A 26,783-nucleotide genomic window follows, 5' to 3' on the forward strand; every position below is an offset into this window, starting at 1 on the left:
CCTCTTGTCACGACAGGGGCCGCGACCGGCGCGAATATCAGCTCAACCAGCTTGTGTCACCTTGGAGGTGAGGGTGTCCCAGATCGCAGGCGAGCCCGGGACCCAGGACTTCGTGGAAGTCCGGCTGCCCGCTGCGGGTGCCTACCTGTCGGTGCTGCGTACGGCCACGGCCGGCCTCGCAGCCCGCTTGGACTTCACCCTCGATGAGATCGAGGATCTGCGCATCGCCGTGGACGAGGCGTGCGCGATTCTTCTGCAACAGGCCGTGCCGGGCTCCGTACTGAGCTGCGTCTTCCGCCTGATCGACGACGCGCTGCAGGTGACCGTCTCGGCCCCGACGACCGACGGCCGCGCCCCCGAGCGCGACACCTTCGCCTGGACGGTGCTCTCCGCGCTGGCCGGCAAGGTCGACTCCACCGTCGCGGAGGACCGTACGGTCACGATCAGCCTGTACAAGGAGCGCGGCGCCGGTCCCGGACCGTCATGACCGAACAGGGGGCCCCGTGAAGGATCTTGAAAGCGGCACGCGGATGGCGCCCGGCGTGGCCATCCCCGAGCAGCATCATGCCCGGCCGCAACCGGTGGGCGCGGATGGCCACGGCGGCCGGTTGGACGCGGCGGAGCAGGCAGAGCGGGCGGACCACATGGACCAGAGCGAGAACCAGCGGAACGAGCGCGATCCGCACACCCCGCACCACCCTCACGACCCCCATGACCGCAGCGGCGCGCGGGCGATGTTCTACGAGCTCCGCAAGCTGCCCGACGGCTCGGCGGAGCGCGCCGAGCTGCGCAACACGCTCGTACGGATGCACCTGCCGCTCGTCGAGCATCTGGCCCGGCGCTTCCGCAACCGCGGCGAGCCGCTCGACGACCTGACCCAGGTCGCCACCATCGGCCTGATCAAGTCCGTGGACCGCTTCGACCCGGACCGGGGCGTGGAGTTCTCCACGTACGCCACGCCCACGGTCGTCGGCGAGATCAAGCGGCACTTCCGCGACAAGGGCTGGGCGGTCCGGGTGCCGCGCCGCCTCCAGGAACTGCGGCTGTCGCTGACCACCGCGACCGCCGAGCTCTCACAGCGCCACGGCCGCTCCCCCACGGTCCACGAGCTGGCCGAGCACCTCGCGATCTCCGAGGAGGAGGTCCTGGAGGGCCTGGAGTCGGCGAACGCGTACAGCACGCTGTCCCTGGACGTCCCGGACACGGACGACGAGTCGCCGGCCGTCGCCGACACCCTGGGCGCCGAGGACGAGGCGCTGGAGGGCGTCGAGTACCGCGAATCGCTCAAACCGCTGCTGGAGGACCTGCCGCCGCGGGAGAAGAAGATCCTGCTGCTGCGCTTCTTCGGCAACATGACCCAGTCACAGATCGCCCAGGAGGTCGGCATCTCCCAGATGCACGTCTCCCGCCTGCTGGCCCGCACCCTGGCCCAGCTCCGCGACAAGCTCCTGGTGGAGGAGTAGCCCCGAAGCGGCCTCCGCCTTCATCTTCGCCACCGCCCCGGCCTCGGCATCCGAGCCCGGGGCGCCGTGCGTCGACTCCGGGCCGGGGGCGCCGTGCGTCCGTTCCGGGCCGGGGGCGCCATGCGTCGCCCAGGGCCGGATGCGCCGTGCGTCCGCTCCGGGCCCGGGGCACCGTCCGGCGGCCTCGTGGGCCGCGCAGGGCGCCCGGTCCACCCGGTCCGCCCGCTCCGGGCCCGCAGCCGCCCGCTCAGTCCCGGGGTGTGATCCCCAGCGCCTCGGTGGCCGTCGGGTTCACCAGCAGCCCGAGTACCGCGAGGGCGGCCATCGCCAGGCCGATACCGGCCGCGATCAGCGCGCCGCCGCCGTTGATCAGCGTCCAGGCGACCGGGAACGCCACGATCTGGGTGATCAGCGAGGGTCCGCGGCTCCAGCGGCGCCGCAGCCACAGTCCGCGCGCCGCGACCAGGGGCAGCACCGCCAGCGCGATCACGGTCAGGCCGCCCGTCTCCGCCTGGCGGGGGCTGTCGGGTGAACCGGTCAGCCCTTCGACGAGCATGTAGACGCCGAGAGCGGCCAGCGCCACACCTTCGACGGCGGCGAGCACAGCGGCGGCGCTGAGCCGGGCCGGCCGCGGACCGCTCGGCCCGGGGGCGGCGGTGCCGGCGGCCTTGCCGCCCTTCCCCGGCCCGGCGGCCTTGCCGCTCCCGTCCGCCCGGGTGCCCTGCGGGGCGCCGCGCGAACCACTCTTTCCGGGCTTCCCGCCCGAACCGGCCTTCGCGCCTCCGGCCCGTACGTGTTCCCCGTCCGCCTTGCCGCCCTGCGTCGCCTCGGCCGGACGGGTGGGTCCGGCCACCTTGCCCGCGGGCCGCTTCTGCTTACTGCTCACCCCAGCAGGGTAGCCCCGGGGCCCCCTTTCCACGGCGGGCAGGGAGTGGGGCGGGTACCGGCAGGTAGGTACGCTGCTCACCATGCGCGCACTTCTCGTGGTCAATCCCGCAGCTACCACCACCAGTGCGCGTACGCGTGAAGTGCTCACCCACGCGCTGGCCAGCGATCTGAAGCTGGAGGTCGCCGAAACCCGCTACCGGGGGCACGCCCGCGACCTGGCCCGGCAGGCGGCGGAGGGCGGCCAGATCGAGCTGGTCGTCGCGCTCGGCGGCGACGGCACGGTGAACGAGGTCGTCAACGGTCTGCTGACGCACGGCCCCGACCCCGACTCCCTCCCGCGCCTGGCCGTCGTCCCCGGCGGCTCCACCAACGTCTTCGCCCGCGCCCTCGGTCTGCCCAACGACGTGGTCGAGGCGACCGGCGCCCTTCTGGACGCGCTGCGTGACGGCAGCGAACGCACGGTGGGCCTGGGGCTGGCCGCCGGCACTCCGGGCACGGAGGACGAGGGCGTACCGGCCCGCTGGTTCACCTTCTGCGCGGGCTTCGGCTTCGACGCGGGCGTGGTCGGCCGGGTCGAACAGCAGCGGGAGCGCGGCAAGCGTTCGACGCACTCCCTCTACATGCGGCAGGTGCTGCGTCAGTACGTCGGCGAGTCGAACCGCCGGCACGGCACCATCACGCTGGAGCGGCCGGGCGAGGACCCGGTGGAACAGCTGGTCATGTCGATAATCTGCAACACCGCTCCCTGGACCTACCTGGGCAATCGCCCGGTCTACCCGGCTCCGGCGGCGTCCTTCGACGCGGCGCTGGACGTGTTCGCCCTGTCCAAACTGTCCGCATCTGCGGTGACCCGCTACGCAACCCAGCTCCTGGCGTCAACACCGGAGCGCGGCCCCCGGGGCAAGCATGTGGTCTCGCTCCATGACTTGACGGACTTCACCTTGCATTCGCAGGCTCCACTGCCCTTCCAGATGGACGGTGACCACCTGGGGCTCCGTACGAGCGTGACGTTCACAGGCGTTCGCCGTGCACTGCGTGTGATTGTGTGAGCAGTAGGGCCTAAAGTCCTTTCAGTCGAACGTTTAGACTGACTTCCACCCCCTAGAAGTACGGCTGTGACCTAGGCGACACCAAGGAATCAAAAAAAAGTTTCCGGAAGGGGTTGTATCCGTCGCCGAGGTTTGCGAGTCTCTTCATGGCGATCGGGACGGCCGTTTCTACCGGCCCCCTTGAGAGCCCGAATCCTCCTCCTCATTCTTCAGGACCGCACCAGTTCTCAACTGGGGTTCGGCCCTTCCCTTGTGGAGGGATTCGTGAAAGCGTTCACATTCACAAGCAACGATCCCGTCATACGAGGAGATGGAGCAGCCATGGACTGGCGTCACCGCGCCGTTTGCCGCGAGGAAGACCCCGAGCTCTTCTTCCCCATCGGCAACACCGGTCCTGCGCTGCTGCAGATCGAGGAAGCCAAGGCCGTCTGCCGCCGCTGCCCCGTCATGGAGCAGTGCCTGCAGTGGGCGCTTGAGTCCGGCCAGGACTCCGGCGTCTGGGGTGGTCTCAGCGAAGACGAGCGCCGCGCCATGAAGCGCCGTGCAGCTCGCAACCGGGCGCGCAACGCCAGCGCCTGACCGCCAGACGCCCCCGTGGCCCCCGAGCCGCAGCGCGCAGTACCCCCGATGCTCCCCCAGCGCCCCGCGCACCTGGGAGCTCCCCACGCAATGTGAGCTTTGAGCCCCGGACCGGATGGGTCCGGGGCTTACTGCTGTCCGGGGTCCGCCGCCGGCCGGGGCGGCCGGAGCGCCCGGAGGCGCCCCGCGTAAAGGTACGGACCTTCATCTCCCGGGCGGCACCGGCGACTTGCCCCGCCCCACCGTTGTCCATTCGCCGCCTCCGCCGTCACTCTTCCGTTACGCCGATCTGCTGTACGGCTATTCGGCGGACCCGGTACTCCGTGCGGACTTTCCTCCCGGTTTCACGAATTCCGCACGTTCACCGCTCACTTGATGAGCGATGTCTTCATCAGTGCTTCTCCGCTCGTACGGGAATGTCGAGAATCACCTGAGTGCCCCGGTCGGCGCCGGGCACCATGTCGAACTTTCCGCCCAACTCGCCCTCCACCAGCGTCCGTACGATCTGCAGTCCGAGGTTTCCGGCCCGGTGCGGATCGAACCCGTCCGGCAGGCCACGGCCGTTGTCCTGGACCGTGACCAGCAGGCGGGGCTCCGTACGGCTGCCGCCGCGTACCGCGCCCACCTCGACGGAGCCCTGGTCACCCGGCACGAAGGCGTGTTCGAGGGCGTTCTGCAGGACCTCCGTGAGGACCATGGAGAGCGGGGTGGCGACCTCGGCGTCGAGTATGCCGAAGCGGCCCGTACGGCGCGTGGTGACCGCGCCCGGCGCGATCTCGGCGACCATCGCCAGCACCCGGTCGGCGATCTCGTCGAACTCGACGCGCTCGTCGAGGTTCTGGGACAGCGTCTCGTGCACGATCGCGATCGAACCGACCCTGCGTACCGCCTCGTTGAGCGCCTCGCGGCCCTGCTCGGAGTCCATCCGGCGGGACTGCAGGCGCAGCAGGGCGGCCACGGTCTGCAAGTTGTTCTTCACCCGGTGGTGGATCTCCCGGATGGTGGCGTCCTTGGTGATCAGCTCCCGTTCGCGGCGGCGGAGTTCGGTGACGTCGCGCAGCAGGACCAGCGAACCGATGTGCGTGCCCTTGGGTTTGAGCGGGATGGCGCGCAGCTGGATGACCCCGTCCTCGCCCTCCACCTCGAACTCCCGCGGCGCCCAGCCGCTGGCCAGCTTGACCAGGGCCTCGTCGACGGGGCCGCGGGCGGGTGCCAGCTCGGCGGTGGCCTGGCCGAGGTGGTGTCCGACGAGGTCGGCGGCGAGGCCCAGGCGGTGGTAGGCCGACAGCGCGTTCGGGCTGGCGTACTGGACGACGCCGTCCGCGTCGAGCCGGATCAGCCCGTCGCCGGCCCGCGGCGAGGCGTCCATGTCGACCTGCTGGCCGGGGAAGGGAAAGGATCCTGCAGCGATCATCTGGGCGAGGTCCGAGGCGCTCTGCAGGTAGGTGAGCTCCAGCCGGCTCGGCGTCCGCACCGTCAGCAGGTTCGTGTTCCGGGCGATCACGCCCAGGACCCGGCCCTCGCGGCGGACCGGAATCGACTCGACCCGTACCGGCACCTCCTCGCGCCACTCGGGGTCGCCCTCACGTACGATCCGTCCCTCGTCCAGGGCGGAGTCGAGCATCGGGCGGCGGCCGCGCGGAACGAGGTGGCCGACCATGTCGTCCTGGTAGGAGGTCGGCCCGGTGTTGGGCCGCATCTGGGCGACGGACACGTACCGCGTGCCGTCGAGGGTGGGGACCCACAGCACCAGATCGGCGAAGGACAGGTCGGAGAGCAGCTGCCACTCCGACACCAGCAGGTGCAGCCACTCCAGGTCGGAGTCGCTGAGGGCGGTGTGCTGGCGTACGAGATCGTTCATGGAGGGCACGCCCTGGAGCCTACCGGCGTACGGTGTAGGTGTTGTGCCCGCAAGGGCATGGACAGATCTAAATGGTCTAGTCCACAATGAATGGGTATCGCACCCCGCTCAGGGCGGCCTCCGGGCCCCGCGGTACCGGCACCAAGTCTTCGAGAACCTCCAGATACCTCCGCTCTCCCCGCACAGGAGAGTGGATAGAGGCCCAAGCGCTCTCTGCCCTGACTGCGCGGCGGCCTCCGGTCGACCGGCCTCTGGGCGGGTGCGTGTTCCTGCCGCACGTGGGGCGCCTCCCGCCGCCGGGCCGGCCGATGAAGCTCCGGGCTGCGGTGCCGGACAGGTTGAGGGTCCTGTCCCGGCGCCGCGGCCCGCGGGTGTTTCCGGGCCCGTCCGGCCCCCGTCAGTGGGTTTCCGTGACCTTCGCGAGGGAGCGGGGCGCGTCAGGGTCCTGGCCGCGGGCGAGGGTCACCTCGTAGGCCAGCATCTGGAGAGGAAGGATCTCCAGGACGGGCTGCAGTTCCTCGGCCACCCCGTCGGTCGGCAGCGCGAAGCCCGCCGCGGCCCGGCCGACCTCGGCGTGGCTGCCGATGACCACCAGGTCGGCGCCCCGGTCACGCAGCCGCTCCAGTACGGGCCGCAGCGCCTCGCCCCCCTTGCCGTCGGTGACGATCGCGATCACCGGGGAGATGTTGTCGACCATGGCGAGCGGGCCGTGCAGGAGGTCGGCGCCGGAGTAGGAGAGGGCCGGGATGTAGCTGGTCTCCATGAGCTTCAGGGCCGCTTCCTTGGCGGTCGGATAGCCGTAGCCCCGTGAGGTGAGCACCATCCGCTCCGCGAAGCGGTAGCGGGCGGCGAGGGCCTTGACCTCGTCGTGGCGGGCGAGGACGGACTCGGCGAGGTCCGGCAGCGCCTTCGCGGCCAGGTCGCCGGCGGCCCGCGGGCCGGGGTGGCCCCAGCTGTCGCGCAGGCCGTCGACGAAGAGGTAGAGGGCGAGGAGTTCGGCGGTGTACGTCTTCGTGGCGGGCAGGGCGCGCTCCGGGCCGGCCAGTACGTCGAGGTGGAACTCGCTGACACCGGCCAGCGCCGACCCGGCGTTGTTGGTCACCGCGAGGGTGATCGCGCCGGCCTCGCGGGCGGCCCTGGTGGACGCGACGAGGTCGGGTGATCCACCGGACTGGCTGACCGTGACGACGAGGCAGTCCCTGAGGTCGGGCCGCGCGCCGTAGGCGGTGGTGGTGGACATGGAGGTGAGGCCGCAGGGTTTGCCGAGCCGTATTTCGAACAGGTACTTGGCGTACAGCGCCGCGTTGTCCGACGTACCGCGCGCGGTGAACAGGACGAACCGCGGCCGGCGGGCGGCGACCTGCTCGGCGACGGCGCGGATGCGCGATGCGCCCTCGTCGAGGATGCGGCGCAGGACGTCGGGCTGTTCGGCCATCTCGGCGGCCATGTGGCGGCCGGGCCGTTCGTCGGACGTGTCGTTCGGTGTGCGGTTCTCCGTGCCGGACATCCTGACCGCCTCCCGCGGGCCGACCGTGCCCGCGTACCGATGCCGCGGCGCCCGGTGCCCCCCAGTCGACCACGCGGCTCCCCGCCCCCGCCACCGCGCCCCTCCGGCCACGTCCCCGGCGAGCCGCCCCCGGCTCCCCCGCCCGCGCCCTCCCCGGCCCCCGGGATTCGCCGTCTGTTCAGGTGCGGGCCGCCTGATGTCACCGGGGGCGGTGGGGCGGCCTCTGGTAGATTGGTCTATACCACACGAGTCCATTCTCCAGATCGGCAGGCACAGCGTGGAAGTTGTCATCGTCCCGGACGCCAAGGCAGGCGGCGAGCTGATCGCGGAGGCCATCGCCACCCTGGTGCGCCGCAAGCCCGAGGCTCTGTTGGGTGTGGCCACTGGATCGACTCCGCTGCCCGTCTACGAAGCGCTGGCGCGCACGGTCCGCGGCGGTGGCGTGGACGTCTCGCGTGCCCGTATCTGCCAGCTCGACGAGTACGTCGGGCTGCCGGCCGGGCACCCCGAGTCGTACCGCTCCGTGGTGCTGCGCGAGGTCGTCGAGCCGCTGGGCCTCGGCGAGGACGCCTTCATGGGGCCGGACGGCAGCGCCGAGGACGTGCAGGCGGCCTGCGAGGCGTACGACCGTGCGCTGAGCGAGGCCGGCGGCGTGGACCTCCAGCTGCTGGGCATCGGCACCGACGGGCACATCGGCTTCAACGAGCCGTGCTCCTCGCTCGCGTCCCGTACCCGCATCAAGACGCTGACGCAGCAGACCCGGGAGGACAACGCCCGGTTCTTCGACAGCCTGGAGGAGGTGCCGCACCACGTCATCACGCAGGGCATCGGCACCATCCTGGAGGCCCGTCACCTGGTGCTGCTCGCCACCGGCGAGGGCAAGGCGGACGCCGTCGCACAGTCCGTCGAGGGCCCGGTCTCGGCGCTGGTGCCGGCCTCCGCGCTCCAGCTGCACCCGCACGCCACGGTCGTGGTCGACGAGGCCGCCGCGTCCAAGCTCAAGCTGGCCGACTACTTCCGCGCCACGTACGCCGCCAAGCCGGAGTGGCAGGGCCTGTAGGACCGGGGTGGCAGGGCCCGCGGGAAGCCGGGCCGCACACCACCGCACACGACCCGGCCGGGGCGCCCCCGTGAAGGCGCCCCGGCCGGGTCGGGTCATATCCGCCCGGACCTCTGCCGGGCCGTGTGTCCCCTGCCGGGCCGCGGCTCCCCTTCCGCGGCCCGGCAGGGGTGTCACCCACCCGCGATGACCTCGGCGGCGGCGCGGCCGCAGACGCGGGCCGCGCCATGGGTGGCGATGTGCAGGGCCCCGCGCGGGGGCGCCTGCGGGAGACCCATCTCGACGACCACCGTGTCCGGGCGGGCGACGAGCAGGGCGTCCAGGGCACCCGCCATCCAGGCGTGCCGGTGCACGTCGCGGACGACGGCGACGATCCGCCGCTCCCCCGCCGCCCGCAGGATCTCCTCGGTCCAGGCGGGCGTGCCGGACTCGGCGGCGAGGGCGTCCCCGTACGTACCGGTCTCGGTGCCGGGGACGAGGCGGGCCAGTTCGGCGGCGACGCCCCAGGGGGTCTCGTCGCCGACGGCGATGTTGGCGACGGGCGTGAAGGCCGCGACGTAGGCGGGCGAGGTGACCGGCTCGAACGGGCCGTCGCGGGTGATGCGCAGCGCACGGCGGGCCGCGACGAGACCGGCCTCGGGTGCGGGCGCGACCCCTCCCTGGGGAGCGCCCGCACTCCGGGTCCACCGCGCCAGGGCGCGGACCCGTGCTGCCGCGTCGGCGAGCCGCTTCTCCGACAGCTCGCCGTCGCGCACCGCCCTCACCAGGGCGTCGCGCAGCCGCAGCACGGTGGCTTCGTCGGCCAGTCCCCCGCCGACGCAGATGGCGTCCGCTCCGGCGGCGATGGCCAGGACACTGCCCCGCTCGATGCCGTACGTCGCGGAGATGGCCTGCATCTCCATGCCGTCGGTGACGATCAGGCCGTCGAAGCCGAGGCCGCCTTCGGAGGCGGGGGCGCGCAGCAGGCCGGTGAGCACGTTGCGGCTGAGGGTGGCGGGCAGCGTGCCGTCCAGGGCCGGGAGCAGGATGTGCGCGCTCATCACGGCCTTGGTGCCGGCGGCGATGGCGGCCCGGAAGGGCACCAGCTCGCGTTCCTGGAGGGTGCGCAGCTCGGCGGCGATGTGCGGCACGTCGTGGTGGGAGTCGACGGCGGTGTCCCCGTGGCCGGGGAAGTGCTTGGCGCAGGCGGCGACGCCGGCGGACTGGAGTCCTTCGACGTAGGCGGCGGTGTGCCGGGCGACCAGGCCGGGGTCGGCGCCGAACGAGCGGACGCCGATGACCGGGTTGGACGGGTTGGAGTTGACGTCGGCGGACGGCGCCCAGTTCAGGTTGACGCCGCACTCGGCCAGGCGGCGGCCGAGTTCGCGGGCGACGTCGTGGGTGAGCCGGGTGTCGTCGACCGCGCCGAGGGCGAGGTTGCCGGGGAAGGAGGAGCCGCCGCGTACTTCGAGGCGGGTGACGTCGCCGCCCTCCTCGTCGATGGCGACGAGGATGTCCTCGCGTTCGGCCCGCAGCTGGGCGGTGAGCGCGGCGAGCTGTTCGGGTGAGTCGACGTTGCGGCCGAACAGGCCCACCGAGGCGAGGCCCTCGCCGAGGCGGCGCAGCAGCCAGTCGGGTGCCGAGGTGCCGGTGAAGCCGGGCTGGAGGACGGTGAGGGCGTCCCGGGTGAGGGTGTCGGCCGGGTGCAGGAGTGTCGTCATGGCGCGCGTCATCCCTTCACTGCGCCGGCGGTCAGTCCGCTGACGGCCTTGCGCTGGAGGAACAGGAACAGGACCAGGATCGGTACGGCGAAGATGGAGGCCGCTGCCATGGTGGCGCCCCAGTCGTCGCCGAACTGGCTCTGGAACTGCGAGAGCCACAGCGGCAGTGTGCCCTTGTCCGGCTCCTTGTTGAGTACCAGCACCATCGGGAATTCGTTCCACGCGGTGATGAAGCCGAACAGCGAGGTGGCCATCAGGCCGGGCGCCAGCAGCGGGAAGATCACCTTCACGAACGCCTGCCGGCGGGTGCAGCCGTCCACCATCGCGGACTCCTCCAGCTCCTTGGGCACGGCGGCGACGTAGCCGCGCAGCGTCAGGAGGGTGAAGGGCAGCACCATGAGCATGTAGAAGAAGGTCAGCGGCACCAGGCTGTTCAGCATGTCGGCGTCGCGCACGATCATGTAGATCGAGATGACCAGGACCTCCCAGGGCGCCATCTGGGCGATCATGAAGGTCAGGATGATGCCCTTGCGGCCCTTGAAGCGCATCCGGGCGATGGCGAAGGACCCGCACAGGGCGATCAGCAGCGAGAGGCCGACCGCCAGCACGGTGACGGTGACGGAGTTGCCGACGAGGGTCCAGAAGTTCGGGGCGTTCACGGCGGTCGTGAAGTGTTCGAAGGTGCCGTGGAACGGGAACCACACCGGGTCCTCGGTGATGATGTCGCGGTTCGGCTTGAAGGCCGTGGTGAACATCCAGTACACGGGGAAGACGAAGCCGATGGCGAGCACGATCGCCGTCGCGTTGGGCCAGATGCGGCCGAGCAGTGAGCGGTTCACAGCTCGTCCTCCTCTTGCTTCAGGGTCAGCCGCAGGTAGTACGCGGTCATGGCGAGCAGTACGACGATCGTCAGGAGCGAGATGGCCGCGCCCATGCCGAAGTGGAGGTTGCCGACGCCTTCGGTGAAGGCGTAGATCGGCAGGGTCTCGGTGAGCCGGTCCGGGCCGCCCTCGTTGATGGCGAAGATCTGCGGGAACGCCTTGAAGACCCAGATGATCTCCAGGAACGTGGTCGCCATGAAGAACGGCTTGAGGAACGGGAAGGTGACGTTGGTGAAGACCTTCCAGGTGCCGGCGCCGTCCATCCGGGCCGCCTCGTACAGCTCCTTGGGGATGGTCGTGGTCGCGGCGTAGAGGTTCAGGGCCACGAACGGCAGCGACTGCCACACGATCAGTACGGTGATCACGAAGAAGGTGGACAGCTGGCTGCCGACCCAGTCGTAGTGGGCCATCGCGTGCCAGCCCAGCTTGTCCAGCACCCAGTTGACGATGCCGTAGCGGGCGTCGAACAGCCACTGGAAGACGGTGGTGGCGGCGATCACGGGCATCGCCCAGGTCAGGACGAGCGCGACGGACAGCGTCAGGCGCATCCGCTTGCCGAGCCGGGCCAGCAGGAGGCCGATCAGCACGCCCAGCACCATGATCAGGGTGACGTTGACGGCGGTGAAGACGATGGTGCGGAGGGTGACCCGCCAGAACTGCTCGCCGCCCAGGACCTCCTGGAAGTTGCCGAATCCGCGCCACTCGGTGAGGTGCTGGATCAGCTGCTTCATGTTCAGGTTCTGGAACGAGATGATCAGGTTCCGCACCATGGGCCAGCCCAGGAAGACCGCGGTGGCGGCCAGGGCCGGGATCAGCAGCAGGTAGGGGGCGCTTCTGGCCGCCCTGCCGGACCCGCGGCCGCGCCGGGGCGGCGGGGCGCCGCCCTTGCCGATCCGCGGCGCGGAGTCTCGAACCGCGTCCTCGATCTGCACTGACATGTCCCGCTTCTCCCCATCACCTGGTCGTGCTCACGCTGGTGGTTCCGTACGGGGGCCGGGACGGCCGGCTCCCGTACGGAACCCGTACGGTGGCGGTCCCCGCGGCTGGCGCCGCCGCGGGGACCGCGTTCAGTGCTGCCGCCCGACTACTGCTTCTGCGACAGCCGCTTGTTGATCTCGCCCTCGACGTCCTTGGCCGCGTCGGCGGGCGCCTTCCCGTTGAGCACCGCGGTCATGTAGTTCTTGATCGGGTTCGGGGTGTTCTCGACCTGGGCCCATTCGGGGATCAGCGGGGTGGTGCCGCTGGACTTGGCGGCGCCGGGCGCGGCGGCCTCGGCGGCCGGGTTGCCCTTGGTGGCGGGCTGGAGGTCGGGGGACTTCGGGCTCCAGCCGACCTCCTTGACCATCTGCCCGTCGTTCTTCTTGGACAGGGCGACCTTCAGGAACTCCTTGGCCAGCTCCTGGTTCTGGCCGCCGCCGGCGACGGCGAAGTTGGAGCCGCCGAGGAAGACGCCCTCGGGCTTGTCGGCGGTCTCACCCGGGATGGGGAAGAAGCCGATGTCGTCCTTGATGGCCGGGTTGGCCTTGACGGCGGTGGGGCCCTCGTAGCCCATGGCGATGATGGCGCCGGTCTTGCCCTTGGAGAAGATCTCGGCCTGCTGCGGGGTGGCCTCGTCCTTGTTCTTGGGGGCGGTGCTGAAGGCCTGGTACTGCTTGTAGATGTCCATGGCCTTGGAGACCTTGGGGTCACTGAAGTTGGAGACCCACTTGCTGCCCTGCTTCTTCACCAGTTCGGCGCCGGTGCCGATGGTCAGGCCGTCGAAGAAGTACCAGTTCTGGCCGGGGAGGTAGAGCGGCTCGGCGTCGGTCTTCTGCTTGATGGTGTCGAACGCCTTGAAGAGCTCGGTGCGGGTCTTGGGCAGTTCCTTGATGCCCGCCGCGGCCCAGATCTTCTTGTTGTACATCACCACGCGGTTGCCCGCGTACCAGGGGAGGGCGTACTGCTTGCCGTCGGCCATGGCCGCCTTGTTGAAGGAGTCGTTCCAGTCGGAGCCGATCTCCTTCTTCAGGTCGCCCAGCTCCGCGAGCGCGCCGGCCTTGGCGTACGCGGCGGTCTGGGTGTTGCCGATCTCGACGACGTCGGGCGGGCTGTCCTCGGACAGGGCGGTGGTCAGCTTCTGCTGGATGCCGTTCCACTGCTGGACGCGGAACTCGACCGTGGCACCGGTCTTCTTCTTGAAGTCCTCGGAGACCTGCTTGGTCCACTGTGCCGGGTTGGAGCCGTCCATCACCCAGACGATCAGCTTCTTGCCCTTGTAGCCGTCGGCCCCCGCCGACTTGCTGTCGCTGGACCCACAGGCAGCGACACTGACCAACATTCCCGCGACTGCCGTCGCCGCTATGAGTCCACGCTTCATTGCGCTCTCCCCTAAAGGCCGTGAGTGGTCTTTAATGGTTTAGACCAGTGCCCGCAGCTTGGCCTAGACCTTTTGGGGTGTCAAGGGTGTATAAGAGTCGCTGTCGGGTCCGTTACCGGACCGACATCTGGGGTCTGCAGCCGCCGTGGCGGCGTCCGTCCGCACGGCAGACGCTACGTTGGCGTCAGGCCCCGCGAGCGGGCACGGACCAGCAAGGGAGCATCGGGACCCCACCCGTGCCACGATGAGCCGCTACGTACGGAGGAGCCGGTGACGGCAGCGCGACAGGAGTCGGAGAGGCGGGTCATGGAGACCGACGGGGGCAGCGCGGACAACGGCGGCGGCGCACGCACCGCCCGCGTGCCCAAGTACTACCGCCTCAAGCGCCACTTGCTGGAGATCACCGAGACCCTTCCGCCGGGCACACCCGTCCCGCCGGAACGGACTCTCGCCGCGGAGTTCGACACATCCCGTACGACAGTACGCCAGGCCCTCCAGGAACTGGTCGTCGAAGGACGGCTGGAACGCATCCAGGGCAAGGGCACCTTCGTCGCCAAACCCAAGGTCTCCCAGGCCCTGCAACTGACCTCCTACACCGAGGACATGCGGGCCCAGGGCCTGGAGCCGGCCTCGCAGCTGCTGGACATCGGCTACGTCACCGCCGACGACCGGCTGGCCGGGCTGCTGGACATAGCGGCCGGCGGCCGGGTGCTGCGCATCGAGCGGCTGCGGCTGGCCAGCGGCGAGCCGATGGCCATCGAGACCACCCATCTGTCCGCGAAGCGCTTCCCCGCGCTGCGCCGCAACCTCGTCAAGTACACCTCGCTCTACACGGCGCTGTCCGAGGTCTACGACGTCCGGCTGGCCGAGGCCGAGGAGACCATCGAGACGTCACTGGCCACGCCCCGCGAGGCCGGGCTGCTCGGTACGGACGTGGGCCTGCCGATGCTGATGCTCTCCCGGCACTCCCTGGACGCCGCGGGCGCGCCGGTGGAGTGGGTGCGCTCGGTCTACCGCGGCGACCGCTACAAGTTCGTGGCCCGGCTGCGGCGCCCGGCCGACTGACGGGTCCGCCGGGCCCCGCGGCCGTACGCCCGGGGCCCGGCGCGCCCCGTCTCCCGGCGTCCCGCCGCCCCGCCGCACGTCCGGGGGTATGGCGCGATCCGCCCTCCAGCCTCTACGGTCCTTCCGTCGTCGCGTCGACGGGAGGACGTACAGGTGCGCCCAGCAGGCCGGACCCGAACCGCCGCCAATCCCCGGAAGATCGCTCTGTGGACCGCCGTGGCGCTGGTCGGCGCCACCGGCTGGACGCTGCTCGCGCTGGCCCGCGGCGAGCGGGTCTCGGCCGCCTGGATGGTCGCCGCCGCCCTCGGCTCGTACGCCATCGGCTACCGCTTCTACGCGCGCTTCATCGCCACCCGCGTCCTGAGGTTCGACCGGACCCGGGCCACCCCCGCCGAGCGGCTGAACGACGGCGTCGACTTCCACCCCACCGACCGCCGGGTGCTGCTCGGCCACCACTTCGCGGCCATCGCGGGCGCCGGGCCGCTCGTCGGGCCGGTGCTCGCCGCCCAGATGGGCTACCTCCCCGGCACCATCTGGATCATCGTCGGTGTCGTCTTCGCGGGCGCGGTCCAGGACATGGTCGTGCTGTTCTTCTCCACCCGGCGCGACGGCCGGTCGCTGGGGCAGATGGCGCGCGAGGAGATCGGCGTGCTCGGCGGGGCCGCCGCGCTGCTCGCCGCCTTCGCCATCATGATCATTCTGCTGGGCGTGCTGGCGCTGATCATCGTCAACGCGCTCGCCCAGTCCCCCTGGGGCACCTTCTCCATCGGCATGACGATCCCCATCGCCCTGCTGATGGGCTTCTACCTGCGGGTGCTGCGCCCCGGCCGGGTCACCGAGGTCTCCCTGATCGGCGTCGCGCTGCTGCTGCTCGCGCTGATCGCGGGCCGCTGGGTCGCGGACTCGTCCTGGGCCGACACGTTCACGCTGGAGCCGAAGACGCTGGTGATCTGGCTGGTGGCGTACGGGTTCATCGCCTCCGTGCTGCCGGTGTGGACGCTGCTGGCGCCCCGCGACTACCTCTCCACCTTCATGAAGATCGGCACGATCGGGCTGCTGGCGGTCGGCGTGCTGGTCACGCTGCCCGACCTGAAGATGGACGCGGTCACGCACTTCGCCGGGCGCGGTGACGGACCGGTCTTCGCCGGTTCGCTCTTCCCGTTCGTCTTCATCACCATCGCCTGCGGCGCGCTCTCCGGCTTCCACGCCCTGATCTCCTCCGGCACCACGCCCAAGATGGTGCAGAAGGAGACGCAGATCCGCATGATCGGCTACGGCTCGATGCTCATGGAGTCGTTCGTCGCCGTGATGGCGCTGGTGGCCGCGTCGATCATCGACCCGGGCCTGTACTTCGCGATGAACGCGCCGGCCGGCGTCATCGGCGACACCGTCCAGTCGACCTCCCAGGCCGTCGCGCACCTCGGATACAGCATCTCCCCCGACCAGTTGGCGGCCGCGGCCAAGGCCGTGGAGGAGCACACCCTGCTGTCCCGTACGGGCGGCGCGCCCACCCTCGCCGTCGGGGTCGCGGACATCTTCTCGCAGGTCTTCGGCGGTGCCGGGATGAAGGCGTTCTGGTACCACTTCGCCATCATGTTCGAGGCGCTGTTCATCCTCACGGCGCTGGACGCGGGCACCCGCGTGGGCCGCTTCATGCTCCAGGACATGCTGGGCAACGTCTTCAAGCCGTTCCGGCGGGTGAGCTGGAAGCCCGGACTGCTGCTGTGCAGCGCGGCCGTCGTCGCGCTGTGGGGCTACTTCCTGTGGGTCGGCGTGCACGAGCCGCTCGGCGGCATCAACCAGCTCTTCCCGGTCTTCGGGATCGCCAACCAGCTCCTGGCGGCGGTCGCCCTGACCGTCTGCACGACCCTGCTGGTCAAGTCCGGCCGCCTCAAGTGGGCCTGGATCACGGGCGTCCCGCTCGCCTGGGACGCCACCGTGACCCTCACCGCGAGCTGGCAGAAGGTCTTCTCCGGCGACCCCAAGGTCGGTTTCTTCACGCAGCGTTCGCTCTACCAGGACGCCATCGACGCCGGGAAGGTGCTGCCGCCCGCCAAGAACATGGGCGACATGCACACGGTGGTCACCAACTCGACGGTGGACGGCGTGCTGTCGGCGGTGCTCGCCCTGCTGATCGTGGTGGTGATCGCGGACGCCGCCCGGGTCTGCGTACGGCATGTCCGCAACCCCGCGGCGACCCGGCTCAGCGAGGCACCGTACAAGGAGTCGGCGATCGTCGCGCCCGCCGGGCTGCTGGCCTCCAAGGAGGAGAAGGCCGAGCTGGCGGCGGCGGAACGGAGCGGGCCGTGAGCGGGGCGCGGCGGGCACTGCGCCACATCCGCTGGTACGTACGGGAATTGACCGGCGAGAGCGCTTACGAGCGGTACGTCGCACATGCCCGACAGCACGCGCCCGGCGCGCAGGTGCTCAGCCGCCGCGAATTCGAGCGGCGGCGGGCCGCGGCGCGCGAGGACGATCCCCGCTCCGGGTTCCGCTGCTGCTGAGGCGGCGGGCGTCGGGCACCGGAGCCGGCCGGCTTCGTTGCCGTACCGATATGCGGACAGGTAGTGACGCGTACAACTTCCCTGGCTTAGATTTCCTGCCCACTGCACACGTGATCACAAGGGACCGCCAGGGAACGGAGCCACGGCCATGCCAGAGCCGTCCGAATCAGCCGGAACACCAGCGGGCAGAGCCGCCCCGGTCGTCACGCCCACGCGCGTGATCGCCGGGCTCTGCCTGGTCGCGCCCTTCGTGGCGATGCTGTGGGTGAGCTCGTACGCCAAGGTGGAGCCGACGCTCGTCGGCGTCCCGTTCTTCTACTGGTACCAGATGCTGTGGGTGCTGATCTCGACCGCGCTCACGATGACCGCCTACAAGCTGGTCCAGCGTGAGCAGCGCCTGCGCAAGGGGGGTGCGTCGCGGTGAAGGACGGCGTGAACGGCGTCGCGCTCGCCGTCTTCATCTTCTTCTTCGTGGCCGTCACGGTCATGGGCTTCCTGGCGGCGCGCTGGCGCAAGGCCGAGCAGTCCGACAACCTCGACGAATGGGGCCTGGGCGGCCGCAGCTTCGGCACCTGGGTGACCTGGTTCCTGCTGGGCGGCGACCTCTACACCGCGTACACCTTCGTCGCCGTGCCCGCGGCGGTCTACGCGGCGGGCGCGGCCGGGTTCTTCGCGGTCCCGTACACGATCCTCGTCTACCCGCTGATCTTCACCTTCCTGCCGCGCCTGTGGTCGGTCTCGCACAAGCACGGGTACGTGACCACCTCCGACTTCGTGCGCGGCCGGTTCGGGTCCAAGGGCCTGTCGCTGGCCGTGGCGATCACCGGCATCCTCGCCACGATGCCGTACATCGCGCTGCAACTCGTCGGCATCCAGGCCGTCCTGGACGTGATGGGCGTCGGCGGCGGCGAGAACACCCACTGGTTCGTCAAGGATCTGCCGCTGCTGATCGCCTTCGGCGTGCTGGCGGCGTACACCTACTCCTCCGGGCTGCGGGCGCCCGCGCTGATCGCGTTCGTCAAGGACGGGCTGATCTACCTGGTCATCGTCGTCGCGATCATCTACATCCCGATCAAGCTGGGCGGCTTCGACCACATCTTCGCGGTCGCCAAGGACACCTTCGCGCAGCCGAATCCGGCGACCGGAAAGCCGCGCGGCGAACTGGCCAGCGGGCCGAACGCGCAGTGGGCGTACGCGACGCTGGCCCTCGGCTCGGCGCTCGCGCTGTTCATGTACCCGCACTCGATCACCGCGACGCTGTCCTCCCGCAGCCGCAACGTGATCCGCCGCAACACCACCATCCTGCCGCTGTACTCCCTGATGCTGGGGCTGCTCGCGCTGCTCGGCTTCATGGCGGTGGCGGCCGGGATCAAGGTGCAGAACGGGCAGCTGGCGATCCCGCAGCTGTTCGAGGACATGTTCCCCGACTGGTTCACGGGCGTGGCGTTCGCCGCGATCGGCATCGGCGCGCTGGTACCGGCGGCGATCATGTCCATCGCCGCGGCGAACCTCTTCACCCGCAACATCTACAAGGACTTCCTCAAACCCGGCGCCACACCGGCGCAGGAACACAAGGTCGCCAAGCTGGTGTCGCTGCTGGTCAAGGTGGGAGCGCTGGTCTTCGTCCTGACGATGGACAAGACCGTCGCCATCAACTTCCAGCTGCTGGGCGGCATCTGGATCCTCCAGACGATGCCGGCCCTGGTCGGCGGCCTGTTCACCCGCTGGTTCCACCGGTGGGCGCTGCTGGCCGGCTGGGCGGTCGGCATGGTCTACGGCACGCTCGCGGCGTACGGGGTGGCCAGCCCCACGCAGGAGCACTTCGGCGGCTCCAGCGCGGAGATTCCCGGCATCGGCGAGATCGGCTACATCGGCCTGACCGCGTTCGTCCTGAACGTCCTGGTCACGGTCGTCCTGACGGTGATCCTGCGCGCCACGAAGGCCCCGGACGGCATCGACGAGACGTCCCCGGAGGACTACACGGCGGACGTCGGCGACAAGGGCGTCCAGGTCGACCTGCCGCCGACGACGGCGGGGGTGCCGGCGGGGCGCTGAGACGTCGGAGCGGAGTGTGCGGGTGAGCCGCCGTACCCGTGGGGTACGGCGGCTCTCCACGTGCGAGACGGCCGGTCAGTCGGCCGTTCCCGCAGGTACCACCCACTCGACGGGCTGGCCCGTGGCTTTGGCGATCAGATCGAAGTCGCCGTCGTAGTGCAGGACGGTGAGACCGTGACGCTCCGCCGTGGCCGCGATGAGCAGGTCGGGGAGCGAGACAGCACGGTGTTCGTTGCGGTGCGCCAGAGCGTTCTGGACCTCGATCGCCCGCCCGATGATGTCGTCGTTCGTCGCGAACCACTCGAACGCCCGGCGCCGGTCCTGGAGCAGGTCGTGCTCCGCGCCATTGCGTGCGCTGTAGAGCATCTCCAGATCGATCACGCCCGTCGTGCCGACGAGCCCCCGGATGATCAGGGGCTCCAGCGCCGCGCGCACAGCGGGCTTGGCCACACGCGCCCAGACACTCTTGTCGACCAGGTACCTCGCTACCGCCACGCTTCGGCCATCACTTCCGGGTCACCGAGGTCGGGCAGCGCACCGGAAGCCAGTTCGTCGAGGTGACGGAGCTGCGTATCGGTCGCCACCAGACGTCGCAGCGCCTCGTTGACGGTCGCGCGCTTGGTCGTGGTGCCCAGTATTTTCGCTGCCTGGCGCACCAGCGAGTCGTCGAGGTCGATTTGCGTCGCAGTCATGACCCACTCCGTTTGTATGCACCTTGAAAGGCAGCCGATACATCCAGGTTCCTTTCAAGAATACAAAGAAACCGGCGACCGGCCAATCCCGCGCCCTACGGCGCCACCCTCGACACGAACACGTCCGGCGCCCCGTTCGTGTCGCCCACGACCAGGTTCGGCGCGTCGGAGTCGAAGGCGACGAGGCGGCCGGTGGCGTCGGTGGAGGCGCTGGAGGAGTAGCCCAGGGCCAGTGTGCCGTCGGCGGCCCGGCTGACCTGCTCGATCACGCCGGTCCGCATGTCCCGGACGAAGATGTCCTCCGTGCCGTTGGTGTCGCCCCGCACCAGGTCCGGAACCGAGGACTCGAAGAACAGGCGGCGGTTGTCCGCGGACAGGACGCCGTGGTTGGAGCGGCCCTCCTGCGTCTGTTTGCCGTCGTAGGTGTACGTCACCTTCTCCGTCGTGCCCTTGACGAGGTCGCGTACGAACAGGTCCGCGCGGCCCGTCGGATGGCCGGGCACCACGTCCCCGTACTGGCTGGAGAAGACCGCGTAGCGGCCGTCGGGGCTGAGGGAGGCGTTCCAGGCGCCGACCGTCTCACCGGTCGAACTGAGGCTCGCCACGCTCGTGCGGCCGGTGTCCAGGTCGTGCAGGAAGAACGGGTAGCTGTGCGGTCTGCGCGGGTCGGCCTCGTCGCGGAGGGCCGGGGCGGACTGCGGGGGCAGGTTCCGTGCCTTGGAGGTGAAGCCGACCCTGCGGCCGTCGTAGCTGATCACCGGGTTGGCGGAGGGGCCGGCGGCCTGCTCGCCGCCGGTGACGGAGACGCTGACCCGGGTCACGGTGCCGGTCCGCCGGTCGCGGACGAAGATGTCCTGGGCACCGTTGGTGTCGCCGGGCACCAGGTCCTCGCGGCTGGAGGCGAACGCCACATACCGGCCGTTGGCGCTGATCACCGGCATCTGGGCGCCCTGCTTGCCCTGCGGGGGACGTCCGTCGAGGGTCACGCTCTCGGTCCGTCCGGTCCGGCGGTCGTGGACGAAGATGTCGGTGTCGGCGTTGGTGTCGCCCGGCACGAGGTTGGCCGCGCCGGACCCGAAGGCGACGTACCGGCCGTCGGCACTGAGGGAGGGCGAGAACGAGTAGGAGTCGGCCTGCGTTCCGTCGCTCGCCACGTTGACGCGCTGGACGGCGCCCGTCTTCAGGTCCTTCACGAAGATGTCGGACTGCCCGTTGGTGTCACCGGGCACAAGGTCGGTGGCGGCGGAGACGAAGGTGACGAAGCGGCCGTCGGCGCTGATCGCCGAGCCGGACGAGCCGTCGTTGGCCTGGGCGCCGTGGGCGGCGACGCTGACGCGTTCGGTGCCGTGCTGCGGCGCGGGCTGGGCGCCGGCCGTCGTGGCGGGCAGCAGCGCGGCGAGCGCGCACGCGCCCGTCACGGCGGCGAGTCTTCGTGCGGTGGTGCGGGTGGTCCTCATGGTCGGTTCCCCTCCTGGTCGGTGCGCCGGTGTCCGGGTGGTGCCGGTGCGCGCCGGTTCTGTCCGCGCGCCCGGCACCGGTACGTCAGTGCTGGAGCCGACGGACGAAGACGTCGCCCGTCCCGTTCGTGTCACCGGGCACCAGCCCGTCGTCGCGCGAGTCGAAGGCCGCCAGTTGTCCGGTGGCGTCGGGTGCCGCGATGTTCGTCCAGGACGCCGACTGGCCGCCGTCCGCGCCGACGTTGATCCGCTCGACCCGCCCGGTCCGCAGGTCGCGGACGAAGCCGTCCACCTGGCCGTTGGTGTCGCCGGGCACCAGGTTGGCGGCCGCGGAGGTGAAGAAGAGCCGCCGGTTGTCGGCGCTGAGCCGCCCGTCGGAGGACCAGCCGTCGCCCTGGGAGCCGTCGTGGGCGCGGGACAGCAGTCGGGTGGTGCCCTGTTCCAGGTCGCGGGCGAAGAGGTCGTACGTGCCGTTGGTGTCGCCCGGCACCACGTCCGCGGCCACGGCGGAGAAGACCGCGTACCGCCCGTCGGGGCTGAGCCGGGGGAACGGCGACACGCCGACGACGGCGTCCGTGGTGCTCAGGCTCGCCGCCCGGGTCCGCCCGGTGGCCAGGTCGTGGACGTACATGGGGTCCTGCGGCGGCGGGCGGCGGAGGCCGGGCCCGGCGGGAGTGAGATTCGTCGCCTTCGAGGTGAACGCCACCCGGCGGCCGTCGGCGCTGATCGACGGGAAGGCGGACGCGGCGTCCGTCTGGGTGCCGTCACCCGCCACGCTGACCCGCCGCGTCGTTCCCTTCTGCACATCGTGGACGAAGATGTCCAGGCGCTCGTTGGTGTCGCCGGGTACCAGGTCCGGGCGGTAGGAGCCGAAGGCGAGGCGCTGGCCGTCGCCGCTGATCGCGAAGTTCTGGACGCCGTATCCGTACGGGGACTTCCCGGGGCCCGCCGTGGGGCTCACGGTGCGCCCGGTGCGGCGGTCGTGGACGAAGACGTCGCCCTCGCCGTTGGTGTCGCCGGGCACCAGGTTCGCCGCGCCGGAGTAGAAGGCCACATACCGGCCGTCGGCGCTGATCTCGGGCGAGCCGGAGAGGCCGTCGCCGAGGGTGCCGTCACTGCCGACGCTGACCAGGTCGACCTTTCCCGTCCGTAAATCCTTGACGTAGACGTCCTGGTGGCCGTTGGTGTCGGCGGGTCCCAGATTGGTGGCTTCCGAGCTGAATGCCACGAACCGCCCGTTCGCGCTGAGCTTCGGATCGCCTGAAAAACCGTTTCCCTGCGTGCCGTCCGCGGCAACGCTCACCCGCTCGGTGGCCGGAGCCGCCGGGTTCGCGGCAACGGCCGCCGCGGGCAGCACCCCCGCCACGACGCACGCCCCCGCCAGCAGACCCACGACGCGCACGGCGCCACGCCCCGCACCGCTTCTTCGCATGTCTCCCCCCTCACACTTGTCCCCCACCCGCCCCGCCGGCCGACGGAGCAGACAAGGAGCCAATACGCTTCAGGAGTCCCGGTCAACGCATCAGGGACATTCCGCGCCACCAATACGCCCCCTGCATCAGCCCCCGTCCAGGCCGCCCCGAACGGCCCGGGAACGGCCTCGGAACACCCCGGGAACGGCCTGCCGGCCGCCTCATGACACCCTCTTCGAGGCCCCCGAACACCCCCGGGAACACGCCCGGAACGCCCGCCGAATACCACGGCTCCGGACAACCCCTCGCCAACGCGACACAAGATATGGGGGTGGGTGCACGAGGCGGCACAAGATGTATGCTCGTGCTCGCTGTCGTCGCAGGGGAATCCGGTGCGAATCCGGAACTGTCCCGCAACGGTGTACGAAGTGCGCAAACCGCACCCGTGAGTCCGAAGACCTGCCCACAGCACGCCCGCGCCAGGACCGGCGCGGTCGTCGATACGTCCGGGTCTCGCGGGTTGGACCGGTGGACGCTGCGCGGTGTGCCCGCGCGCCCCTTGCCGTGCCGGGGGTGCCGCACGCCCGCACGCGGCCTCCGCTCCCCCTGGGCCCCCGCCGAGTGAGGGAGAGCAGCACGTGACCATCGCGCCAACGGAGCCCGCAGCAGCCGAGCAGGTCGTGCAGCCCGCGAAGGACACGCAGCCCCGGCAGGGCACCGGCGGCCAGGCCGCGGACGGCCCCGGCGCCGCCCTGCTGCGCACGCTGACCGACCTCACCGCCGACCTGCCCGCCACCGACCCGGGCAAGATCGCCGCCGCCGCGCTGCGCGGCCGCCACCCCGGCTCCGACGAGGCCGAGCTGCGCTCGCTGGCCATGGAGGCCGCGGCGGGCCTGATCGGCGACGAGCCGCAGTACTCCAAGCTGGCCGCCCGCCTGCTGACCCGCGCCATCGCGGAGGAGGCGGCCGCGGAGGGGGCCGTCGCCTTCTCGGCCTCCGTCGCCACCGGGCACCGCGAGGGCCTGATCGCCGACGCCACGGCGGAGTTCGTACGGACCCACGCGGCCCGCCTGGACGAGCTGGTCGAGCGCGCCCTGGCGGACGGCGCCGACGACCGGTTCGGCTACTTCGGCCTGCGCACCCTGCACTCCCGCTACCTGCTGCGCCACCCGATCACCCGCCAGGTCGTCGAGACCCCGCAGCACTTCCTGCTGCGCGTGGCCTGCGGCCTGGCCGAGGACCACAGCGAGCGGGCCCTGGACGACGTCGCCGAGCTGTACCGCCTGACCAGCTCGCTGTCGTACCTGCCCTCCTCGCCCACCCTGTTCAACTCCGGCACCCGGCACCCGCAGATGTCCTCCTGCTACCTGCTGGACTCCCCGCTGGACGAGCTGGACTCGATCTACGACCGCTACCACCAGGTGGCGCGCCTGTCGAAGCACGCCGGCGGCATCGGGCTGTCGTACTCCCGGGTCCGCGCCCGCGGCTCGCTGATCCGCGGCACCAACGGCCACTCCAACGGCATCGTGCCGTTCCTGCGCACGCTGGACGCCTCGGTCGCGGCCGTGAACCAGGGCGGCCGGCGCAAGGGCGCCGCCTGCGTCTACCTGGAGACCTGGCACGCGGACCTGGAGGAGTTCCTGGAGCTGCGCGACAACACGGGCGAGGAGGCCCGGCGCACCCACAACCTGAACATCGCGCACTGGATCCCCGACGAGTTCATGCGCCGCGTCGAGGCCGACGCCGACTGGTCGCTGTTCTCCCCCAGCGACGCGCCCGAGCTGGTCGACCTGTACGGCGACGAGTTCGACGCCGCGTACCGCAAGGCGGAGGCCGAGGGCCGCGCCGCCAAGCAGGTCCCGGCCCGCGTCCTGTACTCGCGGATGATGCGCACCCTCGCGCAGACCGGCAACGGCTGGATGACCTTCAAGGACGCCGCCAACCGCACCGCGAACCAGACCGCCGAGCCCGGCAAGGTCGTGCACTCCTCGAACCTGTGCACCGAGATCCTGGAGGTCACCGACGACGGCGAGACCGCCGTCTGCAACCTCGGCTCGGTCAACCTCGCCGCCCACCTGGGCAACGAGGCCGACGGCTGGGAGGAGGCCATGGACTGGGAGCGGCTGGACGCCACCGTCCGTACGGCGGTGGCCTTCCTGGACCGCGTGGTGGACATCAACTTCTACCCGACCGAGCAGGCCGGCACCTCCAACTCCCGCTGGCGCCCGGTGGGCCTGGGCCTGATGGGCCTGCAGGACGTCTTCTTCCGGCTGCGGCTGGGCTTCGACTCGCCCGAGGCGCGGGAGCTGTCCACCCGCATCTCCGAGCGGATCATGCTCGCGGCGTACGAGGCGTCCGCCGACCTCGCCGAGCGGCACGGCCCGCACCCGGCCTGGTCCGCGACCCGTACGGCCCGGGGCGTGCTGCACCCCGACCACTACCCGAACGCCGAGCCGCGCTGGGCGGACCGCTGGACGGCGCTGCGTGCCCGTATCGCGGCGACCGGTATGCGCAACTCGCTGCTGCTGGCCATCGCGCCGACCGCCACCATCGCCTCCATCGCGGGCGTGTACGAGTGCATCGAGCCGCAGGTCTCGAACCTGTTCAAGCGCGAGACGCTGTCGGGCGAGTTCCTCCAGGTCAACGCGTACCTGATCGAGGAGCTGAAGGCGCTGGGCCTGTGGGACGCCCGCACCCGTGACGCACTGCGCGAGGCCAACGGCTCGGTGCAGGAGCTGGACTGGATTCCCGCCGAGACGCGCGCGCTGTACCGCACGGCGTGGGAGATCCCGCAGCGCGCGCTGATCGACATGGCGGCGGACCGTACGCCCTACCTCGACCAGAGCCAGTCGCTGAACCTGTTCATGGCGTCGCCGACCATCGGCAAGCTCAGCTCGATGTACGCGTACGCCTGGAAGCGCGGCATCAAGACCACGTACTACCTCCGCTCGCGTCCGGCGACCCGTATCGCCCAGTCCGCGCGCGGCACGGGCGGAAGCGCGCAGACCGCTCCCGTCCCCGCTCAGGCGGCCGATCCCGAGGCCGTCGCCTGCTCCCTGGAAAACCCCGAGTCCTGCGAGGCATGCCAGTAATGACTACCGCACCTGAAAAGAACGAGACGTCCGCGGCCGCCTCGCACACCGCCACCACCGGCAGCAAGAACCTGCTCGACCCGGGCTTCGAGCTGACCCTGCGCCCGATGCGCTACCCGGACTTCTACGACCGCTACCGGGACGCGATCAAGAACACCTGGACCGTGGAGGAGGTCGACCTCCACTCCGACGTGGCCGACCTCGCCAAGCTGTCGCCCGGCGAGCAGCACATGATCGGCCGGCTCGTCGCGTTCTTCGCGACCGGCGACTCGATCGTGGCGAACAACCTCGTCCTGACGCTCTACAAGCACATCAACTCCCCCGAGGCGCGGCTGTACCTGAGCCGGCAGCTGTTCGAGGAGGCCGTGCACGTCCAGTTCTATCTGACGCTGCTGGACACCTACCTGCCCGACCCGGACGACCGCGCGGCCGCGTTCGCCGCGGTGGAGAACATCCCCTCCATCCGCGAGAAGGCCGAGTTCTGCTTCAAGTGGATGGACTCGGTCGAGTCCATCGACCGCCTGGAGTCGAAGGCCGACCGCCGCCGCTTCCTGCTGAACCTGATCTGCTTCGCGGCCTGCATCGAGGGCCTCTTCTTCTACGGCGCCTTCGCGTACGTGTACTGGTTCCGCTCGCGCGGTCTGCTGCACGGCCTGGCGACCGGCACCAACTGGGTCTTCCGCGACGAGACCATGCACATGGACTTCGCGTTCTCGGTCGTGGACACGGTGCGCGCGGAGGAGCCGGAGCTCTTCGACGACGAGCTGGAGGGCCAGGTCACCGCCATGCTGAAGGAGGCCGTCGAGGCGGAGCTCCAGTTCGGCCGTGACCTGTGCGGCGACGGCCTGCCGGGCATGAACACCGAGTCGATGCGCGAGTACCTCCAGTGCGTCGCCGACCAGCGTCTGCAGCGCCTCGGCTTCGCGCCGGTGTACGGCTCGGAGAACCCGTTCTCCTTCATGGAGCTGCAGAACGTCCAGGAGCTGACCAACTTCTTCGAGCGGCGCGCCTCGGCCTACCAGGTCGCCGTCGAGGGCTCGGTCTCCTTCGACGACGAGTTCTGATCGGTTCGACCGAGCCGGACGGGGCCGGGCCGCGGGTGCGGACCGGCCCCGTCCGTTTCTTTATGTCCGACGAATCCGGACCGGATTTGATGAGTCGG

22 protein-coding genes, 1 pseudogene and 1 riboswitch are annotated in these 26,783 nt (G+C 70.6%); of the genes and pseudogenes, 12 read left to right on the forward strand and 11 right to left on the reverse strand.

Annotated features, from left to right (window positions below):
* Positions 1–73: 73 nt before the first annotated feature.
* On the forward strand, positions 74–487 hold the full coding sequence (locus A6A06_RS02500) for an anti-sigma factor (protein WP_003985353.1): 414 nt from the start codon (positions 74–76) through the stop codon (positions 485–487).
* Positions 488–530: 43 nt separating this feature from the next.
* The gene (locus A6A06_RS02505) at positions 531–1,463 is read left to right on the forward strand and encodes an RNA polymerase sigma factor SigF (protein ID WP_073758299.1); all 933 of its coding nucleotides are present in this window, start codon (positions 531–533) and stop codon (positions 1,461–1,463) included.
* A gap of 247 nt (positions 1,464–1,710) precedes the next feature.
* On the opposite strand, the pseudogene A6A06_RS02510 reads toward A6A06_RS02505, so the two are convergent.
* A pseudogene (locus A6A06_RS02510) lies at positions 1,711–2,133 on the reverse strand (hypothetical protein); the annotation flags it as partial.
* Between the two features lie 298 nt (positions 2,134–2,431).
* Between A6A06_RS02510 and A6A06_RS02515 the strand changes: the two are divergent.
* Both A6A06_RS02515 and A6A06_RS02520 read left to right on the forward strand, forming a co-directional pair.
* On the forward strand, positions 2,432–3,400 hold the full coding sequence (locus A6A06_RS02515) for a diacylglycerol/lipid kinase family protein (protein ID WP_073758301.1): 969 nt from the start codon (positions 2,432–2,434) through the stop codon (positions 3,398–3,400).
* 321 nt (positions 3,401–3,721) lie between these two features.
* The gene (locus A6A06_RS02520; protein WP_003983230.1) at positions 3,722–3,979 is read left to right on the forward strand and encodes a WhiB family transcriptional regulator; all 258 of its coding nucleotides are present in this window, start codon (positions 3,722–3,724) and stop codon (positions 3,977–3,979) included.
* Between the two features lie 391 nt (positions 3,980–4,370).
* Here A6A06_RS02520 and A6A06_RS02525 read toward each other — a convergent pair whose 3' ends face one another.
* Both A6A06_RS02525 and A6A06_RS02530 read right to left on the reverse strand, forming a co-directional pair.
* On the reverse strand, positions 4,371–5,840 hold the full coding sequence (locus A6A06_RS02525) for a sensor histidine kinase (protein ID WP_073758303.1): 1,470 nt from the start codon (positions 5,838–5,840) through the stop codon (positions 4,371–4,373).
* 397 nt (positions 5,841–6,237) lie between these two features.
* Positions 6,238–7,347 carry an SIS domain-containing protein gene (locus A6A06_RS02530; protein WP_073758305.1) on the reverse strand — a complete coding sequence of 370 codons (1,110 nt, stop codon included), beginning with the start codon at positions 7,345–7,347 and terminating at the stop codon, positions 6,238–6,240.
* A gap of 277 nt (positions 7,348–7,624) precedes the next feature.
* Between A6A06_RS02530 and nagB the strand changes: the two genes are divergently transcribed.
* Complete coding sequence (gene nagB / locus A6A06_RS02535) at positions 7,625–8,407, forward strand: glucosamine-6-phosphate deaminase (protein ID WP_073758307.1); 783 nt, start codon at positions 7,625–7,627, stop codon at positions 8,405–8,407.
* Between the two features lie 173 nt (positions 8,408–8,580).
* Here the strand turns inward: nagB and A6A06_RS02540 are convergent, their stop codons facing one another.
* From A6A06_RS02540 to A6A06_RS02555, 4 genes are all read right to left on the reverse strand, one after another.
* Complete coding sequence (locus tag A6A06_RS02540) at positions 8,581–10,107, reverse strand: glycoside hydrolase family 3 protein (protein WP_073758309.1); 1,527 nt, start codon at positions 10,105–10,107, stop codon at positions 8,581–8,583.
* A gap of 8 nt (positions 10,108–10,115) precedes the next feature.
* Complete coding sequence (locus A6A06_RS02545; RefSeq protein WP_073758311.1) at positions 10,116–10,946, reverse strand: carbohydrate ABC transporter permease; 831 nt, start codon at positions 10,944–10,946, stop codon at positions 10,116–10,118.
* On the reverse strand, positions 10,943–11,926 hold the full coding sequence (locus tag A6A06_RS02550) for a carbohydrate ABC transporter permease (RefSeq protein ID WP_073758313.1): 984 nt from the start codon (positions 11,924–11,926) through the stop codon (positions 10,943–10,945). The genes A6A06_RS02545 and A6A06_RS02550 overlap by 4 nt, the downstream gene beginning before the upstream one ends.
* A 146-nt stretch (positions 11,927–12,072) precedes the next feature.
* Entirely contained in the window at positions 12,073–13,344 is a 1,272-nt protein-coding gene (locus tag A6A06_RS02555; RefSeq protein WP_073758315.1) for an extracellular solute-binding protein, read from the reverse strand.
* Positions 13,345–13,650: 306 nt separating this feature from the next.
* Here A6A06_RS02555 and A6A06_RS02560 point away from each other — a divergent pair, with 306 nt between their 5' ends.
* From A6A06_RS02560 to mctP, 5 genes are all read left to right on the forward strand, one after another.
* A complete protein-coding gene (locus A6A06_RS02560) occupies positions 13,651–14,409 on the forward strand; it encodes a GntR family transcriptional regulator (protein WP_073758317.1) in 759 nt (252 codons plus the stop codon).
* 153 nt (positions 14,410–14,562) lie between these two features.
* Positions 14,563–16,719 (forward strand): carbon starvation CstA family protein, encoded by a 2,157-nt coding sequence (locus A6A06_RS02565; protein WP_073758319.1) that lies wholly within the window; start codon positions 14,563–14,565, stop codon positions 16,717–16,719.
* Positions 16,716–16,913, forward strand: coding sequence for a CstA-like transporter-associated (seleno)protein (locus A6A06_RS02570; protein WP_073758321.1), 198 nt, complete (start codon positions 16,716–16,718; stop codon positions 16,911–16,913). The genes A6A06_RS02565 and A6A06_RS02570 overlap by 4 nt, the downstream gene beginning before the upstream one ends.
* Positions 16,914–17,061: 148 nt before the next feature.
* Positions 17,062–17,337 carry a DUF3311 domain-containing protein gene (locus A6A06_RS02575; protein ID WP_073758323.1) on the forward strand — a complete coding sequence of 92 codons (276 nt, stop codon included), beginning with the start codon at positions 17,062–17,064 and terminating at the stop codon, positions 17,335–17,337.
* On the forward strand, positions 17,334–18,968 hold the full coding sequence (mctP, locus tag A6A06_RS02580; protein WP_073758325.1) for a monocarboxylate uptake permease MctP: 1,635 nt from the start codon (positions 17,334–17,336) through the stop codon (positions 18,966–18,968). Before A6A06_RS02575 ends, mctP begins: the two co-directional genes overlap by 4 nt.
* A gap of 75 nt (positions 18,969–19,043) precedes the next feature.
* On the opposite strand, the gene A6A06_RS02585 is transcribed toward mctP, so the two are convergent.
* From A6A06_RS02585 to A6A06_RS02600, 4 genes are all read right to left on the reverse strand, one after another.
* Entirely contained in the window at positions 19,044–19,463 is a 420-nt protein-coding gene (locus A6A06_RS02585) for a PIN domain nuclease (RefSeq protein WP_073758327.1), read from the reverse strand.
* The gene (locus A6A06_RS02590; protein WP_073758329.1) at positions 19,454–19,660 is read right to left on the reverse strand and encodes a type II toxin-antitoxin system VapB family antitoxin; all 207 of its coding nucleotides are present in this window, start codon (positions 19,658–19,660) and stop codon (positions 19,454–19,456) included. The genes A6A06_RS02585 and A6A06_RS02590 overlap by 10 nt, the downstream gene beginning before the upstream one ends.
* A gap of 95 nt (positions 19,661–19,755) precedes the next feature.
* The gene (locus tag A6A06_RS02595; RefSeq protein WP_079193748.1) at positions 19,756–21,117 is read right to left on the reverse strand and encodes a TolB family protein; all 1,362 of its coding nucleotides are present in this window, start codon (positions 21,115–21,117) and stop codon (positions 19,756–19,758) included.
* Positions 21,118–21,202: 85 nt separating this feature from the next.
* Positions 21,203–22,549, reverse strand: coding sequence for a TolB family protein (locus A6A06_RS02600; protein WP_199930642.1), 1,347 nt, complete (start codon positions 22,547–22,549; stop codon positions 21,203–21,205).
* A gap of 296 nt (positions 22,550–22,845) precedes the next feature.
* Positions 22,846–23,010: riboswitch (cobalamin riboswitch) on the forward strand.
* A 157-nt stretch (positions 23,011–23,167) separates the two neighbouring features.
* Between A6A06_RS02600 and A6A06_RS02605 the strand changes: the two genes are divergently transcribed.
* A complete protein-coding gene (locus tag A6A06_RS02605) occupies positions 23,168–25,621 on the forward strand; it encodes a ribonucleoside-diphosphate reductase subunit alpha (RefSeq protein WP_073758331.1) in 2,454 nt (817 codons plus the stop codon).
* Positions 25,621–26,685: a ribonucleotide-diphosphate reductase subunit beta gene (locus tag A6A06_RS02610; RefSeq protein WP_073758333.1), complete on the forward strand. Its 1,065-nt coding sequence runs from the start codon at positions 25,621–25,623 to the stop codon at positions 26,683–26,685. The genes A6A06_RS02605 and A6A06_RS02610 overlap by 1 nt, the downstream gene beginning before the upstream one ends.
* Positions 26,686–26,783: the final 98 nt, after the last annotated feature.

It is taken from the genome of Streptomyces sp. CB02923 (genome assembly GCF_001905005.1).
GTDB lineage: Bacteria > Actinomycetota > Actinomycetes > Streptomycetales > Streptomycetaceae > Streptomyces.

Coding starts and splice junctions, on each gene's coding strand:
- A6A06_RS02505 (WP_073758299.1), top strand. CDS start 531: ATGGCGCCCGGCGTGGCCATCCCCGAGCAGCATCATGCCCGGCCGCAA.
- A6A06_RS02515 (WP_073758301.1), top strand. CDS start 2,432: ATGCGCGCACTTCTCGTGGTCAATCCCGCAGCTACCACCACCAGTGCG.
- A6A06_RS02520 (WP_003983230.1), top strand. CDS start 3,722: ATGGACTGGCGTCACCGCGCCGTTTGCCGCGAGGAAGACCCCGAGCTC.
- A6A06_RS02525 (WP_073758303.1), bottom strand. CDS start 5,840: ATGAACGATCTCGTACGCCAGCACACCGCCCTCAGCGACTCCGACCTG.
- A6A06_RS02530 (WP_073758305.1), bottom strand. CDS start 7,347: ATGTCCGGCACGGAGAACCGCACACCGAACGACACGTCCGACGAACGG.
- A6A06_RS02540 (WP_073758309.1), bottom strand. CDS start 10,107: ATGACGACACTCCTGCACCCGGCCGACACCCTCACCCGGGACGCCCTC.
- A6A06_RS02550 (WP_073758313.1), bottom strand. CDS start 11,926: ATGTCAGTGCAGATCGAGGACGCGGTTCGAGACTCCGCGCCGCGGATC.
- A6A06_RS02555 (WP_073758315.1), bottom strand. CDS start 13,344: ATGAAGCGTGGACTCATAGCGGCGACGGCAGTCGCGGGAATGTTGGTC.
- A6A06_RS02560 (WP_073758317.1), top strand. CDS start 13,651: ATGGAGACCGACGGGGGCAGCGCGGACAACGGCGGCGGCGCACGCACC.
- A6A06_RS02575 (WP_073758323.1), top strand. CDS start 17,062: ATGCCAGAGCCGTCCGAATCAGCCGGAACACCAGCGGGCAGAGCCGCC.
- A6A06_RS02590 (WP_073758329.1), bottom strand. CDS start 19,660: ATGACTGCGACGCAAATCGACCTCGACGACTCGCTGGTGCGCCAGGCA.
- A6A06_RS02595 (WP_079193748.1), bottom strand. CDS start 21,117: ATGAGGACCACCCGCACCACCGCACGAAGACTCGCCGCCGTGACGGGC.
- A6A06_RS02600 (WP_199930642.1), bottom strand. CDS start 22,549: ATGCGAAGAAGCGGTGCGGGGCGTGGCGCCGTGCGCGTCGTGGGTCTG.
- A6A06_RS02610 (WP_073758333.1), top strand. CDS start 25,621: ATGACTACCGCACCTGAAAAGAACGAGACGTCCGCGGCCGCCTCGCAC.